The 15,067-nt window shown below is 62.3% G+C and carries 12 protein-coding genes; 3 read left to right on the top strand and 9 right to left on the bottom strand.

Annotated features, from left to right (window positions below; genetic code table 11):
- Nucleotides 1-135: 135 nt before the first annotated feature.
- From JHX88_RS15895 to JHX88_RS15865, 7 genes are all read right to left on the bottom strand, one after another.
- A complete protein-coding gene (locus tag JHX88_RS15895) occupies nucleotides 136-1,512 on the bottom strand; it encodes an FGGY-family carbohydrate kinase (protein ID WP_076526733.1) in 1,377 nt (458 codons plus the stop codon).
- Nucleotides 1,509-1,823 carry an L-rhamnose mutarotase gene (gene rhaM / locus JHX88_RS15890; protein ID WP_272848055.1) on the bottom strand — a complete coding sequence of 105 codons (315 nt, stop codon included), beginning with the start codon at nucleotides 1,821-1,823 and terminating at the stop codon, nucleotides 1,509-1,511. The genes JHX88_RS15895 and rhaM overlap by 4 nt, the downstream gene beginning before the upstream one ends.
- Complete coding sequence (locus JHX88_RS15885) at nucleotides 1,823-2,815, bottom strand: ABC transporter permease (RefSeq protein WP_076526731.1); 993 nt, start codon at nucleotides 2,813-2,815, stop codon at nucleotides 1,823-1,825. Before JHX88_RS15885 ends, rhaM begins: the two co-directional genes overlap by 1 nt.
- Complete coding sequence (locus JHX88_RS15880) at nucleotides 2,812-3,783, bottom strand: ABC transporter permease (RefSeq protein WP_076526730.1); 972 nt, start codon at nucleotides 3,781-3,783, stop codon at nucleotides 2,812-2,814. The genes JHX88_RS15885 and JHX88_RS15880 overlap by 4 nt, the downstream gene beginning before the upstream one ends.
- A complete protein-coding gene (locus JHX88_RS15875; protein ID WP_076526729.1) occupies nucleotides 3,780-5,303 on the bottom strand; it encodes a sugar ABC transporter ATP-binding protein in 1,524 nt (507 codons plus the stop codon). The genes JHX88_RS15880 and JHX88_RS15875 overlap by 4 nt, the downstream gene beginning before the upstream one ends.
- A 63-nt stretch (nucleotides 5,304-5,366) precedes the next feature.
- Nucleotides 5,367-6,359: a rhamnose ABC transporter substrate-binding protein gene (rhaS, locus tag JHX88_RS15870; RefSeq protein WP_076526728.1), complete on the bottom strand. Its 993-nt coding sequence runs from the start codon at nucleotides 6,357-6,359 to the stop codon at nucleotides 5,367-5,369.
- Nucleotides 6,360-6,390: 31 nt separating this feature from the next.
- A complete protein-coding gene (locus JHX88_RS15865; RefSeq protein WP_076526727.1) occupies nucleotides 6,391-7,200 on the bottom strand; it encodes a DeoR/GlpR family DNA-binding transcription regulator in 810 nt (269 codons plus the stop codon).
- A 182-nt stretch (nucleotides 7,201-7,382) separates the two neighbouring features.
- Between JHX88_RS15865 and JHX88_RS15860 the strand changes: the two genes are divergently transcribed.
- Together JHX88_RS15860 and rhaI are read left to right on the top strand one after the other, a co-directional pair.
- Nucleotides 7,383-9,485 carry a bifunctional rhamnulose-1-phosphate aldolase/short-chain dehydrogenase gene (locus JHX88_RS15860; protein ID WP_076526726.1) on the top strand — a complete coding sequence of 701 codons (2,103 nt, stop codon included), beginning with the start codon at nucleotides 7,383-7,385 and terminating at the stop codon, nucleotides 9,483-9,485.
- A gap of 5 nt (nucleotides 9,486-9,490) precedes the next feature.
- Nucleotides 9,491-10,765: an L-rhamnose catabolism isomerase gene (rhaI, locus tag JHX88_RS15855; protein ID WP_141225846.1), complete on the top strand. Its 1,275-nt coding sequence runs from the start codon at nucleotides 9,491-9,493 to the stop codon at nucleotides 10,763-10,765.
- A gap of 34 nt (nucleotides 10,766-10,799) precedes the next feature.
- On the opposite strand, the gene JHX88_RS15850 is transcribed toward rhaI, so the two are convergent.
- A complete protein-coding gene (locus JHX88_RS15850; protein WP_076526724.1) occupies nucleotides 10,800-11,474 on the bottom strand; it encodes a sulfotransferase family protein in 675 nt (224 codons plus the stop codon).
- 148 nt (nucleotides 11,475-11,622) lie between these two features.
- Here JHX88_RS15850 and JHX88_RS15845 point away from each other — a divergent pair, with 148 nt between their 5' ends.
- A complete protein-coding gene (locus JHX88_RS15845; protein ID WP_076526723.1) occupies nucleotides 11,623-12,897 on the top strand; it encodes a DUF2254 domain-containing protein in 1,275 nt (424 codons plus the stop codon).
- A 30-nt stretch (nucleotides 12,898-12,927) separates the two neighbouring features.
- Here JHX88_RS15845 and JHX88_RS15840 read toward each other — a convergent pair whose 3' ends face one another.
- Nucleotides 12,928-14,949 carry a TonB-dependent receptor domain-containing protein gene (locus JHX88_RS15840; protein ID WP_076526722.1) on the bottom strand — a complete coding sequence of 674 codons (2,022 nt, stop codon included), beginning with the start codon at nucleotides 14,947-14,949 and terminating at the stop codon, nucleotides 12,928-12,930.
- Nucleotides 14,950-15,067: the final 118 nt, after the last annotated feature.

Genomic DNA, 15,067 nt, shown 5'->3' with positions numbered 1-15,067 from the left:
CTTTACAATTAATCGATATTGTCAAAAGTGAAAAATCGCCGGACGTGAGAATCCGCATCCCGCGATGGCCGGGGGGCTGCCTGCCCCCCGGCGCCCCCCGGGATATTTGCATGAAGAAGAATGGATTAAGTGGTTTCAGCGTGATGCCGGGCTGTTCGGGTTCACCAACGACAGCCATTTTTCCGCGTATTCCTCCAGTAATGCGGCATTTGCGGGCGGAGGAGTGCGGATCGTGGCGGGTGCTTCGGCGTGGGTCATGCACAGCAATGCAGCCCCTGCCGAGGTGCCGGTGGCGGATTGGGCGGTCTCGATTCCGTCCGGATGCAGGGTGACCAGCATGGCAAGGAAATCCGGGTTCCTTGCGAATGGCCCCTCGACGGTCACCGGCCCGCGCGAGCCGATCAGCGCAAGGCAGCTATGGGTCATCAGCGCAAGATACCACGACAATGCAGCCATGCGCTGACCCTCATTGGCTGGTTGCGCCGTCCAGCGCATGTCTCGACCGGCGAATGGGCCGGAACCCGGCTCGACCGCAGGCAGGATCATCAGGCCGCTTTGCAATGCCGCTTCCCGGTCCGTATCGGATGGTCGGGGCTCGTTGCCTGCCCGGATGATCTCGTATTCCCGTCCCCCCATGAAGCGGGCCGAGGGAACCGGTTGGCCCAGGGCATTCACGTTCACCAGCACATCTCTGGCCGGGTCAAGCGTGACGGGTTCTCCGCCCACCGCCATCGCGACGACCCATGTGCCGGTCGAGACCACGGTGAACGGCGCCTCGCGCCCAAGGATATAGGGATAGAGCGAGGCGTTGCTGTCGTGGATGCCGACAGCGACGGGAGTGGCGGGGGGCAGGCCCGTCCGTGCCGCGATCTCTGGCCGGATATGCCCCAGCACATCGTTCGAGCGCCGGGCCGGGGCGATCTTGCCCACAAGTTCCAATCGACCGACCAGTGACGAGAACCCGCCTTGCCATGGGTTCCACAGGTCGGAGTGACAGCCAAGGGAGGTCATGTCGCTGGCCAGTTCTCCGGTCAGCCGCCAGCCCCAGTATTGCGGATAGGTGACGATATTGGCCGTGCGATCCAGCAGTCCGGGCTGGTTCGCGAACAGCCAGTGAAGCTGCGCCCCGAGATTCAGCCCGAGCGGCAGGCCTGGCGAACCCGTCTCGGTGAAGTCCGGGCGGACCGCTTCATATGCGTCGCGCAGATCATCCGGGCCGGAATGCTCGTAATCCAGCATCGGTGCCGCTAGCCCGCCATCGGCATCCAGAAGAACCGCTGCCGCGCCGTGGGTGGTGACGGAGATTGCGTCGATGCCGTGCCGGGTGTGAAATTCCGCCAGATGCGCCAGGAAGAATTGCCAATGCCCCTCTAGGTCGAAATGCGGCCAAGGCGGCCCTGGCAGGGTTTGGTTCGGGCGGGTGACGACGGCGATCTCGGCCAATGTCTCTCCGTCCACCAGCGCCAGCTTGGCATTCGTCTTGCCGATATCGATGACGGCGATATGGGTCATGGCATGTGGAACATCGGGATGAGGGGAACGGCGACGGGTTCGTTGTCGGGATGCGTTGCCATGATATCGGCCATATAGGCCCACCAGCGCCGCATGACCGGATGGGCGGGCAGCGCGTCCATGCCGTGATCCTCGCGCCGCCACATGACGCCGAACAGGGCGTTGCATTCCGGGTCCAGGTGGATCGAGTAATCCTGCACCCCGGCCTCGCGCAGAAGCTCGACCAGTTCCGGCCAGATCTCGTCATGGCGGCGGCGGTATTCATCCGCCATGCCGGGTTTGAGCATCATTCGGAACGCGTATTTCTCCATCATCCCCTCCGGAGCATGGCCCAGAGCCGGGGCAGGGCGATCACCGCGATCAGCAGCGCGCCGACCACGATGGACATGACGATGCCCGGCACGTTCAGAAGACCGAGGCCGAATGTCACCAGTCCCATGACCAGCGCCGCCAGCACGACGCCGGTGATCGAGCCCGAACCGCCCAGGATCGCGACCCCGCCGAGGACGACGATGGTGACGACTTCCAGTTCGTATCCGAAGGCGATCGAGGGGCGGGTGGAGCCGAGGCGCGAGGTCAGGCAGATCGCGGCAACCCCGCTCATCAGCCCGGTCAGCAGGAACAGGATGAAGCGGACCCGCCCGACCCGGATACCCGAGAAACGGGCGGCGGTGGCGTTGTTGCCGATGGCATAGGCCATTCGTCCGAAATTCGTGCGGTGCAGCAGGATGCCGAAACCGATGGCGGCGAGGGCGAAGATCACCATCTCGACAGTGATCACCCAGAACACATAGCCCTGCCCGAACCACGCGAAACTGGCCGGATAGCCGGTAAAGGCGCCGTCGCCGAGGACGATATAGCTGATGCCGCGAAACAGGCTCATCGTGCCGATGGTCACGACGATGGCGGGCAGTCCGAGGCGCGCGACCAGCAATCCGTTGAAGGCGCCGCAGGCCAGCCCGGTTCCCAGCCCCAGTAGGACCAGAACCGGGGTCGGCGCGCCGAGGGTCATGGCCACGCCCATCACGGTGGATGCAAGCGCGATGATCGCGCCCACCGACAGGTCGATATCACCCGCGATGATCAGCATCGCCATCGCGAAGGCGATCATCGCCTTTTCGGTAAAGTTGAAGGTTGCGTCGCTCAGGTTCCACGGATCGAGGAAATAGGGGGAAGCCAGCGAGTTGATGACAAAGACCGCCGCGGCGACGATCAGCAGCAGCGCCTCCCAGCTTTTCAGGGCGCGCGAGAAGGGTGAGGTCAGGCGGTCGGGGATTTGGCGTCCGGTCTGGATGGTGGTCATGTCCGGTGCTCCGCCTGTTTCAGGATGATCCGCCCCGGTGCACGCTGGCTCTGGGCGTTGAAGGCGATGGCGATCAGGATGGCCGCGCCCGAGATGGCCATCTGCCAGAAGGGCGAGATGCCGACGACCGGCAGGGCGTTCTTGATGATGCCCAGGAACAACGCGCCCATCACGCAGCCGGCGACCGTGCCCGCGCCTCCGGCGATGGCGATGCCGCCGATGACGCAGGCGGCGACGACGTCCAGTTCGAACCCGCCGGCGATATCGACATAGGCGACCGCGTAGCGCGCGACCCACAGGTAACCGGTCAGCCCCGCCAGCGCGCCCGCCAATACGAAGGCGGCGAATTGCGTGCGCCCGACCGAGATGCCGGTATAGACCGCCGCATGCGGGTTGCCGCCCACCGCGTAAAAGGCGCGGCCAAGCGGGGTGCGCATCATCAGCAGGGCAACGGCGGCGATGATGACGACGGCGATCCATGCCATGACCGGCAGACCGGCGATCACCATGCGGGGAAAGGCCTTGAAGGCGGGGCTCATCTGGTGGGCATTGATCCACGCGCCCCCTGTCAGCAGGAAGATCACGCCGCGATAGATCGTCATCGTGCCGAGCGTGACGACGATGGAGGGGATGCCAAGGGTCCAGACCAGTATCCCGTTGAACGCGCCAAGCGCCGCGCCGAGTGCGATCACGGCAATCAGGATCAGGGGCAGCGGGATGCCCGCGCCGTTCATCAGCGCCGCGACCATGCCGCAAAGTGCCAGGTTGGCCGCCACCGACAGGTCGATGCATTTCGTCAGGATCACCGCCATTTGCCCCAATGCCAGCAGGATCAGCGGCGAACTGTCGGTGAATGCCGAGGCCAGGTTGGCGGGGGCGACAAAGCCGGGAAAGCGGCTCGCGATCAGCGCCAGAAGGCCGATGATTGCCAGTGCCAGGATGGCCTCGCGCGATTTCAACAGGCTCATGCGGCGGCTCCATTCTCTGACCCGGTGATGCCGACGGCGGCGCGGACGAGGTTTTCGGGGGTCATTGTGTCGCCCTCGAACTCTGCGGCGATGCGGCCCTCGCGCATGACGATGACGCGGTCGGACATGCCCAGAACTTCGGGAATCTCGCTGCTGACCATGATCACGGCCAGCCCCTCGGCGGCCAGTTCCGACATGAAGTCGTGCACGGCGGCTTTCGAGCCGATATCGATGCCCTTGGTCGGCTCGTCCAGGATGATGACCCGGGGTTTGGTGGCCAGCCATTTGGCGATCACCACCTTCTGCTGGTTGCCGCCCGACAGCAGGCCCACATCCTGGTCCAGCGAGGCCGCCCGCAGGTCCAATCGCCGCGTATATTCACGGGCAAGCGCGAATTCCTCGGCCAGACGCAGGAAGCCTGCGCGGCTGGTGCGGTCCAGAGAGGGCAGGGTGACGTTCTGAAAGATTGGTAGCCCCTTGACCGTTCCCTGCCGCCCGCGATCCTCGGGAACATAGACGATCCCCGCATCGACGGCTTGATTGGTCGAGCGGATGACACGCACATCCTCTCCCACCCGGCAGGCGCCTTTCGAGGGTTGAGTGATGCCGAACAGCGATTGCATCACCTCGCTGCGGCCCGCGCCGACAAGGCCGTAGAAGCCGAGGATCTCGCCCTCGTGCAGGGTAAAGCTGATCTCGTCGAATTCGGTCGGGTGGCAATAGCCCGCGACCGTCAGTGCCGGTTTGCCGATCCGCGCGGGGCGTTTGGGATAGATCTGATCGACCGAGCGGCCCACCATCATGCGGACCAGATCGGCCTCGTTCGTCTCGGCTATCAGCCCCTCGCCGACGAACTGCCCGTCGCGGAACACGGTCCAGCGGTCGGCGATGCGGAAGATCTCGTCGAATTTATGGCTGATGAACAGGATTGCCTTGCCCTGTGCCTTCAGCTTCTCGACCAGTTCGTAAAGCTCGGCGATTTCCTTGTGGCTGAGCGCGGCGGTGGGTTCGTCCATGATGACCACGCGGGCATCGATGGACAGCGCGCGGGCGATGGCGACCAGGTGCTTCGAGGCGATGCCGAGGTCGCGTAGCTTTGCGCCGGGGTTCAGGTCGGCCCCGATGCCGCGCAGGATTTCCTGCGCGCGGGTTCTCATGGCGCGGCGGTCGATCAGGCCGAAACGGTTGCGGGGGGCGTGACCGATAAAGATGTTCTCGGCCACGCTCAACTCGTCGAACAGCACGGTTTCCTGGTGGATTGCGGTGACGCCGGCCTTCCCCGCCGCTTGCGCGGTGGGGAAGCGTGTTTCGGTGCCATCGACTTCGATCTGCCCCTCGTCGGGCTGATAGATCCCGGTGAGGATTTTCACGATGGTCGATTTGCCCGCACCGTTTTCGCCGACCAGCGCGGTGACCTGGCCGGGATAGAGGTCCATCTGCACGCCATCCAGGGCGCGCACTCCGGGGAATGTCTTGACGATGCCGCGCAGCGACAGCACGGGACTTGCCTCGGCCTGCATGGGAGCGATCCTTCGGATGATGGCCCGGCGCGAATGGTCGGGCCGGTCAAATGTCAGTGCGGATCAGAAGATCGAACTGAACTCGTCGACATTGCTGGCGTCATAGACGAAGGGATCGGCCATCGCCGCCTCGGTATTGTCATCCAGCGTCACCTCGCCCATGCGGCCCATCGGGATGGTCGCGCCGGGTTCGGCACTCGCGTCGCCCTTGGCCAGATGATAGGCGATCATGGTCGCGGAATAGCCCAGGTCGATCGGGTTCCAGATCGCGAAGGATTTCGACGCGCCGGATTTGACATGCCCCGCCATTTCCGAAGGCAGGCCAAGCCCGGTCACATTGACCTCGCCGATCTTGCCCGCATCGGTGACCGCCTGCGCCGCCGCGACGATCCCGACCGAGGTAGGTGCGATGATCGCCTTGAGTTCGGGATAGGTCTGCAGCAGCCCCTGCGTTTCGCGATAGGATTTATCGGCCAGATCGTCTCCATAGACGGTGCCGACGACCTCGACATCCGGGTAATCGCCCGCGACTTTGTTCATCTCTTCGATCCAGGTGTTCTGGTTCGTCGAGGTGGTCGTCGCTGATAGCACTGCGACCTGCCCACCCTCGGGCATGTGATCGGCGGCCAGCTTGATGATCATGTTGCCGATCAGCGGGGCCGAGGACGGGCTCAGATGCATCTGCCGCCCCTCGGGCGCGACGCCGGAATCCCAGCTTATGACGGTGATCCCGCGCTGCATCGCCTTTTTCAGCGTCGGCACCAGCGCGTCGGTATCGTTGGCGCTGACGGCGATGGCGTCCACGCGCTGCGCGATCAGCGAATTGATCACCTCGATCTGGCCTTCGGCGGTGGTGTCGGTCGGGCCGGTATAGATGATCTCGACATCACCCAGTTCTCCGGCGGCTTCTTCCGCGCCCTTGTGCGCGGCCTCGAAGAAGCCGATGCCCAGAGCCTTGGCGACGATGGCGATGCGCATGTCCTCGGCCTGCGCGGTGCCTGCCAGCAGGGCAGACGCTATCGCGGCGGTGGTCAGGGCCTTTTTCAGAATGCTCATGATGTTCCTCCCCTATGAGCGGTGCCGCGCGTCATTCTTGCTCTGCGCGGGTTTTTCGGTCCGATGTGGCCGTCTCGGCCACGATCAGGCGTATTTCGGCGGCTTCCAGCATCTGTGCGGCGCGATCCTCGATGCCATCATCGGTGACGACCGTATGAATGCGGTTCAGCGGGCAGAGCAGCAGGCTGGAGCGTTGCTTGAATTTCGAGCTGTCGGCGAGCACGATCAGTTCATCCGCCTGGCCGATCAGTTTTTGTTCGGCCTGCACCAGAAGTGGATCGCCCTCCATCACCCCCAATGGGCCAAGCCCCCGGCAGCCCATGAACATGCGCCGCGCATAGAAGTGGCCCGAGCCGTCATCATTGAAGGGCGACAGGATGATGTTCTGCTCGCGATAGATCGCACCGGCGGGCAGTTGGACCGTGTTCCTGGATTGCTTCAGCAGATGTTCCGCGATCGGAAAACTGTTGGTAAAGACCTGCAGCCGCTTGGTGGTCAGCGGGTGGACCATCTGGAAAGTCGTCGTGCCGCCATTGATGATGATCGCGTCGCCATCCTCGCACAAATCGACCGCAGCCTGCGCGATGGCACGCTTTTCCGCGATATTGATTGTCTGGTTGACGGCGAAGGGCCGGGCGTTGATGCCCACGAATTGCGGCGGCGAGATCGCTTCGGCCCCGCCACGGACACGGCGCAGTTTCTTGGCGAGGTGAAGCTGGGCGATGTCGCGGCGGACCGTGGCCTCGGACACGCCGGTCAATGCGCAAAGATCGGCAACCGTCACCACGGGCCGTTCCTGCACGGCCGACAGAATAATTCGATGGCGCTCGGTTTCCAGCATGGCGTCCTCCCTGGCGCTCAGTTTCACTTATTTGCGCGCAATGTCAATCAATTTCGATCTTTTGTGTGCTTTGATTCGCCAATAATGATCGTTTATGATCGTTTATGATTGACTTTTGCCCGAATAAAAGCCTATTTGCCGCAAGAAGGCCCGGCGCCCTGCCGCTGCCAAGGGAGGCATTCATGACCCAGATCGTCGCCGCCAATCGGCTTGAAAACCTGTGGGATGACGCCAAGACCGCGTCGATGAGCGAATCGGAAAAACTGCTATACCGGTCGAACCTGCTCGGCTCGGACAAGCGGGTGACGAATTACGGGGGCGGCAATACCTCGGCCAAGGTGATGGAAGCCGATCCGCTGACCGGCGATCAGGTCGAGGTGCTGTGGGTGAAGGGTTCGGGCGGCGATATCGGCTCGATGAAGATGGACGGTTTCGCCTCGCTCTACATGGACCGGCTGCGGGCGCTGAAGGGGAAATATCGCGGGGTCGAGCATGAGGACGAGATGGTCGGTTATCTGCCCCATTGCACCTTCGCGCTAAACCCGCGCGCGGCCTCGATCGATACGCCGCTGCATGCCTATGTGCCGCGCAAACATGTCGATCACGTTCATTCCGACGCGATCATCGCCATCGCCGCCTCGGTGAATTCCAGAGAATTGACGGCAGAGATCTTCGGCGACGAGATCGGTTGGCTGCCGTGGAAGAAACCGGGTTACGAGTTGGGGCTGTGGCTGGAGAAATTCGCGACCGAGAACCCGCAGGCGAAAGGTTGTGTGCTGGAAAGCCACGGGCTGTTCACTTGGGCGGATGATGCCAAGGATTGCTACCTGACCACTTTGGACATTATTAACAAGGCTGCCGCGTGGCTTGAGGGCAAGACCGGAGATGCCGCGCCGTTCGGCGGCGCCAAGCGACCCACGCTTGAGCCTGCACAGCGGCGCGAGGTCGCCGCAAGGCTGATGCCGGTGATCCGCGGCTTGATCTCGAAGGACCGTCACAAGGTCGGCCATTTCGACGATCAGCCTGCTGTGTTGGAATTCGTCGGGTCGCAGATGCTCGAGACATTGGCGCCGCTCGGGACATCCTGTCCCGATCATTTCCTGCGCACCAAGATCCGTCCGCTGGTGGTGGATTTCGACCCGGCCGATCCCGATCTGGACAAGACGATCGAGGGGCTGGCCGATGCGGTGGCCGCCTATCGCGACGATTACGCGGCCTATTACGATCGTTGCAAGCATGATGACAGCCCGGCCATGCGCGATCCGAACGCGGTCGTTTACCTGGTGCCCGGCGTTGGCATGATCACCTTCGCGCTGGACAAGGCGACGGCGCGGATATCGGGCGAGTTCTATGTGAACGCGATCAACGTGATGCGCGGGGCATCCTCGGTCAGCACCTATCAGGGCCTGCCCGAGCAGGAGGCTTTCGACATCGAGTATTGGCTGCTTGAAGAGGCCAAGCTGCAGCGCATGCCCAAGCCGAAATCGCTGGCGGGCCGGGTGGCGCTGGTCACTGGCGGGGCGGGTGGCATCGGGGCCGCGACGGCCGAGCGGTTCCTGCGCGAGGGAGCCTGTGTAATGCTCGCCGATATCGATGCGGATGCTCTGAAAGAGGTACATGAGGGCTTTGCCGCGCGGCATGGCAAGGATGTCGTCCGCAGCGTGCAGATGAATGTGACCGACGAGCATCAGGTTACGGGTGCCTATGCCGCAATGGCGGTCGAATTTGGCGGCATCGACATATTGGTATCCAATGCCGGCATAGCCTCTTCCGCACCCGTTGAGGAAACTTCGCTGGCGCTGTGGAACAAGAATATGGATATCCTCTCGACCGGGTATTTCCTTGTCAGCCGCGAGGCGTTCAAGAACTTCCGGGTGCAGGATATCGGCGGATCGGTGATCTTCGTCGCCTCCAAGAACGGGCTGGCCGCCAGCCCCAATGCGAGTGCCTATTGCACCGCCAAGGCCGCCGAGATCCATCTGGCCCGCTGCCTCGCGCTGGAAGGGGCCGGGGCGGGTATCCGCGTGAACGTGGTGAACCCGGACGCGGTGCTGCGCGGCTCTCGGATCTGGGAAGGCGAATGGCTGGATCAGCGCGCCTCGACCTATGGCACCGACAAGGAGGGACTGGAGGAAATGTATCGCCAGCGTTCGATGCTGAAACGCTCGGTCCTGCCCGAGGACATAGCCGAGGGGGCATATTTCTTCGCCTCGGACCTGTCCGCCAAATCGACCGGCAATATCCTGAACGTGGATGCCGGTAACGTCCAGGCATTCACGCGGTGAGTATGATGATCGACAAGACACTGATCGAGGCCGAGAATGCCAGCCGCCAATCCGATCTGACGCAGGATTATGAAGCCCTTGGCGCCCGGCTGGCGCGCCGGGGTGTGGATATCGAGGCCCTGACCACCCGCGCCATGGGCTTTGGCGTGGCGGTGCCGAGCTGGGGCACCGGGACGGGCGGCACGCGTTTTGCACGCTTTCCGGGCGAGGGCGAGCCGCGTGGCATCATGGACAAGCTGGACGATTGCGGGGTGATCCATCAGCTGACCGCGGCGACGCCCCAGGTCTCGCTGCATATCCCGTGGGACAAGGCCGATCCTTCCGATCTGCGTGCCAAGGCGGAAGAACTCGGGCTGGGCTTCGACGCCATGAACTCGAACACGTTCCAGGATCAGCCCGAACAGGCGCATAGCTACAAGTTCGGCTCCCTGTCCCATACCGATGCCGCAACCCGGCAACAGGCCATCGAGCATAACCTGGAATGTATCGAGATCGGCCGGCAGATCGGATCGAAGGCGCTGACGGTCTGGATCGGGGACGGTTCGAACTTTCCCGGCCAGACCTCGCTTTCGCGGCAGTTTGACCGTTATCTCGAGTCGATGAAGGCGGTCTATGCCGGGTTGCCCGAGGATTGGCGGATCTTCTCGGAGCACAAGATCTACGAGCCTGCCTTCTATTCGACGGTGGTGCAGGATTGGGGCACCAGCCTGATGACGGCGCAGGAACTGGGACCCAAGGCGCAATGCCTCGTCGATCTGGGCCATCATGCGCCGAACGTGAATATCGAGATGATCGTCTCGCGGTTGATCCGCGCGGGCAAGCTGGGCGGCTTCCATTTCAACGACAGCAAATATGGCGATGACGACCTGGACAGCGGCACGATCGACCCGTTCCGGCTGTTTCTGGTCTTCAACGAGCTGGTTGAACTGGAAGATACGCCCGGCCTCGGCCTGGCGCATATGATCGACCAGAGCCACAACGTCACCGATCCCATCGAGAGCCTGATGATATCGGCTTGCGAGATCCAGCGTGCCTTCGTGCAGGCCCTACTGGTGGATCGCGCGGAGCTGGAAGGTTATCGGCAGGAAAATGATGCGCTGATGGCAGCGGCAACCCTGCGCGCGGCATTCCGCACCGATGTCGAGCCGATCCTGGCGATGGCGCGGGTCCGGGCGGGTGCCGCACTGGATCCGATTTCGACCTACCGCGCCTCGGGTTATCGCGCCAAGGTGGCGGCAGAGCGTCCCAAGACGGCGGCAGGCGGCGGCGGAATCGTCTGATCGCCACGCATTTGCCGGAAACGGCCTGCCCGGCTCATGATCGGGCCGGGTTGCGATAGCCGAACCGGGTGATCTCGGCGGCGCATTGCGCCTCGACAATCTCGGCCGCGGCGGGAAATTGCGTGTAGAGTTCCTCGCAACTCGCCCCGCGCTCCGGTCGTCGGCCACCCTTGGCACGGATTCCCGCGAAATCGTCCCATAATCCCTCAAGACCTAACGCCTCGACATCTTCCGCAAGGGTTTCGTAGCGCAGGTGCCGGTCGATCCGGTTCGGCCCATCGAAAGGTGCGATCTGGGCGCTTTCGGCGAGATATTCGGGATGGGCGTCGATGAATTGGCCGAAATCCAGCCCGGTCCGTTCGACACCTTCCCAGTAATAGCGCGAAATCGCGGCATCGAACGGGTCGCGAACGATGGCGATCTTCTGGTAATCGCGCCAGACTTGGTCCGGGATCAGATGACGCGCCTCCTCGGCGCGGATGTGATTGTAGAATTTGCCGGAACTGCCGGTTCCGTCCGGCCAGATCGTGTCGCGAAAATTCTGCGGACCACGATATCCCTTGTTGCGGCGGATCTCTTCGTTCGCAGGGGTGATCGGCGTGATGACGCAATCCGACCCGCAAAAGCGCGAAAGGGCGATCTCGAAGGACGTGCTGCCGGTTTTCTTCGTCTTGAAAAATATAAGATTAAGCGTGTGACAGATGATCATAGGCGAAACTTTTCCATACAATGCGGCATCGCTGCCTCGTGATCCGAGACCCATGCTCGCATGGGCCGGTTAACATGGCCTTTACCTGCACGGCAATGGACCGGTATCACCCAAGCTGGAGCAGGGAAGCAGGGGATGGGGAATCGGAATGTCGAAATGGCGATGGTTGCTGCTGCAATATACACGCAAGCTGTGGGTGCGGGCCACGCTGATCGGTGCAATAGGGATCGCGGCGGCGGTGCTGGCCTCGCTTGCCGATCGTTTCATCCCCCTGCAATTCGCCTTCGAAATCAGCGCCGATGCCATCGACAGCCTGCTGACGATCATCGCGTCCAGCATGCTGGCGGTTACGACCTTTTCACTGAGCGTGATCACCGCGGCATTCTGGTCGGCGACCGCCAATATCTCTCCGCGCGCGATCAAGCTGCTCGCCGAGGACAGGCTGACGCAAAACGTCCTTTCCGCCTTCGTTGGGTCGTTTCTGTTCAGCATCGTGGGCCTCGTCGTCCTCAAGGCCGGGGTCTATAATGCGCAAGGTCGCGCGGTCCTGTTCCTCTTCACCATTGCGGTGCTTGTCCTCATTGTTGTGGCGCTCATGCGCTGGATCGATCACCTGACCCGATTTGGCCGTGTGGGCGAGACATCGGAGCGGCTTGAATGCGTGACCAGAGAGGCCATCGAAGCGCGCCTGAAAAACCCCTATCTCGGAGGCCGGCCCCTGATCGATCCGGGACATGTTCTGTCTTCGGATGCCATGGCAGTGACATCGGTCGAAACCGGCTATGTCATTCATTTCAGTATGGAGCAGCTTGCCAGTTTTGCGGAGGATGCCAAGGCCAAGATATATCTCGGGGTGACGCCCGGCAGCTTTGTCTATCGCGACACCGTTCTGGCCTGGATCCGTTTTGACGCGCCGCTCGGGTCCGAATTTGATCAGAACGTAGTAACGGACGCCATCAGAGATGCGTTCACATTGGATGACCATCGTAGTTTCGATGAGGATCCCGGCCAAGGCATCTCGGTTCTGAGCGAAATAGGCCAGCGTGCGCTTTCGCCGGGCATCAATGATCCGGGCACCGCGATCGATGTGATAGGCCGCATGGCGAGGTTGCTGACAATGTGGGCAAATGGTCCGGCACAGAAGCCGGAAGACGAGATTGTCTATCCCGATGTTCATGTCCCGCCGCTCGAGACGGCCGAACTTTTCGCAGCAGCCTTCGGGCCGATTGCCCGTGACGGGGCTTCGGTGATCGAGGTTCAGGTGAAACTGCGCGAGACGTTGCGGGCGCTTGCAAGGCTGGGAGATGAAAGTTTCCGCTCTGCCGCCCGCCATCAGGCGGAGGTAGCGATGAAGCGGGCCGAGGCAGCTTTGGTGCTCGACGAGGAAAAGCGAAGGCTCGACATGATCAGGATCGACGATTGATCGGGCCGGGCCTTCGTCACCCTCTCCGCGTCAGAAGGTCTTGCTGAGCGAGACCTTGAAGTTGCGGCCTGGCGCGGGGCCGGTCACATAGGTCGCGGGAACATATTCGCGATTGGTGAGGTTATCGATCCCCATATTGACCTCGACACCTTCCAGCGCGCCTTCCTGAGGGGTCCATATCGCATAGATGTCATGGGTGCCGAACCCGCTGCGATGCGCTCCGCTCGGTTTGTCCCGCCCATCGGCCAGCATGCTGCGCAGCCCGAGTTTCCAGCTATCGCTTGCCTGCCACGATGCCGAGAGCACGACCCGGTCATTGGGCAGCGTGTCCAGCACTTCGCCGTCCTGATCCTTGCCATCCACGACCGATACGGCAGCGCCGAATTGCCAGTTGCCGGTCAGATAGCTGGCTTCCAACTCGCCGCCACGCAGATAGGCGCGGTCGATATTCGTATAGGACGGTGATGGCGCGGGCATGTTGGTCCGCACGATCATATCGTCGATATGGTTGCGGAACAGGGTCAGCTTCATCGCTGCCTCGTCTCCTGCCGTGAAGATGTCATTGCCGCGATAGCTGACGCCGATCTCGATATTCTTGCCCTGTTCGTCCTTCAGGTCGGGCGATGCGGCTCCGCCGCTGAAACCGTCGTAAAGTTCGTCCACTGCCGGCATCCGGTTCACGAAGGCGAGCGAGCCGAAAACCGACCAGTCGTCGTTCAGGCGATACATCACGCCGACCTGGGGTTCTACTGATTCCGCCTCGATCCGATCGTCGCTGACCGTCACGCTGCCTTTGGGCTCGGTCCGCTGCCGTTCATATCGCAGGCCGGAATTCATCGTGAAACGATCCCATTCCAGTTCGGACCATGCGAAGATGGCGGTCGAGCGGGTGTAACCCTCGGGATGCGAAGCCGAGATCGTTGTGCTGGAGCGATCCTGCTTTAACGTTTCTGCACCGATTGTCAGGTAATGATTGTAGCCCGCGCCCGACAGATCGGCAGTATTCTGCGCCTTGAGCTTCCACAACGCATAGTCGCGGCGGCCCAGAAGGGTCGGGGATATCTGCTCATCCGGGTTGTCGCCCTGCTGCACGTCCTTGATCGAATTGGTGTAGGATAGCGTGACCGTCGCATCGACATAACGGTTGTCCTCCGGGTTCCAGCCCCATTCCAGCCGCGCCACCTGGTCACGGGTCAGGATGTCGCCGACACCCCAGCCGGGGAAGGTCGGGCCGAACGCGCCGATCTGTGCGCCTTCCAATTGATTGAAATCCTGATCGTTCCCGCGCGCTTCTAGATGTTGATACGACGCCTCGACATAGTGATCGCCAAAACTCTTGCGCGCCTTCAGCAGCAGGTTCGGCGTGTTGGAATTCGTTCGCACGATGGTATCGCCATCCACGTCCTCGGTATCGCCCAGCTTGCGATACGCGAAGGCCGCCAGCGCCTCGAAATCCTCTGTCGGGCGCCAGCCCCAAGCGATACTGCCGAACGCGGTGTCGGGATTCGAGGCATAGCCCAGCTTGACCCGCCCCCCGCTGCTCGCACCCTCGGGGATCAGGTCGCCGGGGTCGATCGTCTCCATCGCGATTACGCCGCCCAACGCGCCTGAACCGTAAAGCGTGGTTGCGCCGGGGCCGCGCAGCACCTCGACCCGCTTTAGGAAGTCGGGCTCCACGAAGAGCGAGCCTTGGCGATAGCTTTCGAAATATTTCTTCTCGCCGTCGATCAACTGGATGATGCCTGCTTCCGATGCTGCGGTGCCCGACGATCCGAACCCGCGGATATTGAAGCCCTGACCGAAAAAGCTGGCCGAGCCGACGCCCGCCACGCCCGGTACCTGTTTCAGGACATCGCCAATATTATCCGGAGAGATCTCGTCAAGCTCGGTCTCGTCAACCACGCTGACCGATTGGGGCAGGGACGAGGCCACCTTTTCCGTCCCCGCGCGCAGGACAATGGGGTCGAGCGTGATGGGGTTGGAGCTTTCCTGCGCGGTTGCAAGCGTCGTTGTCCCGAGCAGCAGGGCAAAAGCCGTAATTTGTCTACGCATCGCCAGTCCTTCATGTGTGCAAAGCCTTGTTTGAAGCTGGCGCGTGCTGGCGGCTTGCGTTGGCTAGAGATTCTGACTAATTATGTCAAGTATTGCGTCCAGCCTCTTCGCCAGATGC

This window comes from Paracoccus saliphilus, assembly GCF_028553805.1.
Classification (GTDB): domain Bacteria; phylum Pseudomonadota; class Alphaproteobacteria; order Rhodobacterales; family Rhodobacteraceae; genus Paracoccus; species Paracoccus saliphilus.
This window is presented reverse-complemented; position numbering and strand designations above follow the sequence as displayed.

Coding starts and splice junctions, on each gene's coding strand:
- JHX88_RS15895 (WP_076526733.1), bottom strand. CDS start 1,512: ATGACCCATATCGCCGTCATCGATATCGGCAAGACGAATGCCAAGCTG.
- rhaM (WP_272848055.1), bottom strand. CDS start 1,823: ATGGAGAAATACGCGTTCCGAATGATGCTCAAACCCGGCATGGCGGAT.
- JHX88_RS15885 (WP_076526731.1), bottom strand. CDS start 2,815: ATGACCACCATCCAGACCGGACGCCAAATCCCCGACCGCCTGACCTCA.
- JHX88_RS15880 (WP_076526730.1), bottom strand. CDS start 3,783: ATGAGCCTGTTGAAATCGCGCGAGGCCATCCTGGCACTGGCAATCATC.
- JHX88_RS15875 (WP_076526729.1), bottom strand. CDS start 5,303: ATGCAGGCCGAGGCAAGTCCCGTGCTGTCGCTGCGCGGCATCGTCAAG.
- rhaS (WP_076526728.1), bottom strand. CDS start 6,359: ATGAGCATTCTGAAAAAGGCCCTGACCACCGCCGCGATAGCGTCTGCC.
- JHX88_RS15865 (WP_076526727.1), bottom strand. CDS start 7,200: ATGCTGGAAACCGAGCGCCATCGAATTATTCTGTCGGCCGTGCAGGAA.
- JHX88_RS15860 (WP_076526726.1), top strand. CDS start 7,383: ATGACCCAGATCGTCGCCGCCAATCGGCTTGAAAACCTGTGGGATGAC.
- rhaI (WP_141225846.1), top strand. CDS start 9,491: ATGATCGACAAGACACTGATCGAGGCCGAGAATGCCAGCCGCCAATCC.
- JHX88_RS15850 (WP_076526724.1), bottom strand. CDS start 11,474: ATGATCATCTGTCACACGCTTAATCTTATATTTTTCAAGACGAAGAAA.
- JHX88_RS15845 (WP_076526723.1), top strand. CDS start 11,623: ATGTCGAAATGGCGATGGTTGCTGCTGCAATATACACGCAAGCTGTGG.
- JHX88_RS15840 (WP_076526722.1), bottom strand. CDS start 14,949: ATGCGTAGACAAATTACGGCTTTTGCCCTGCTGCTCGGGACAACGACG.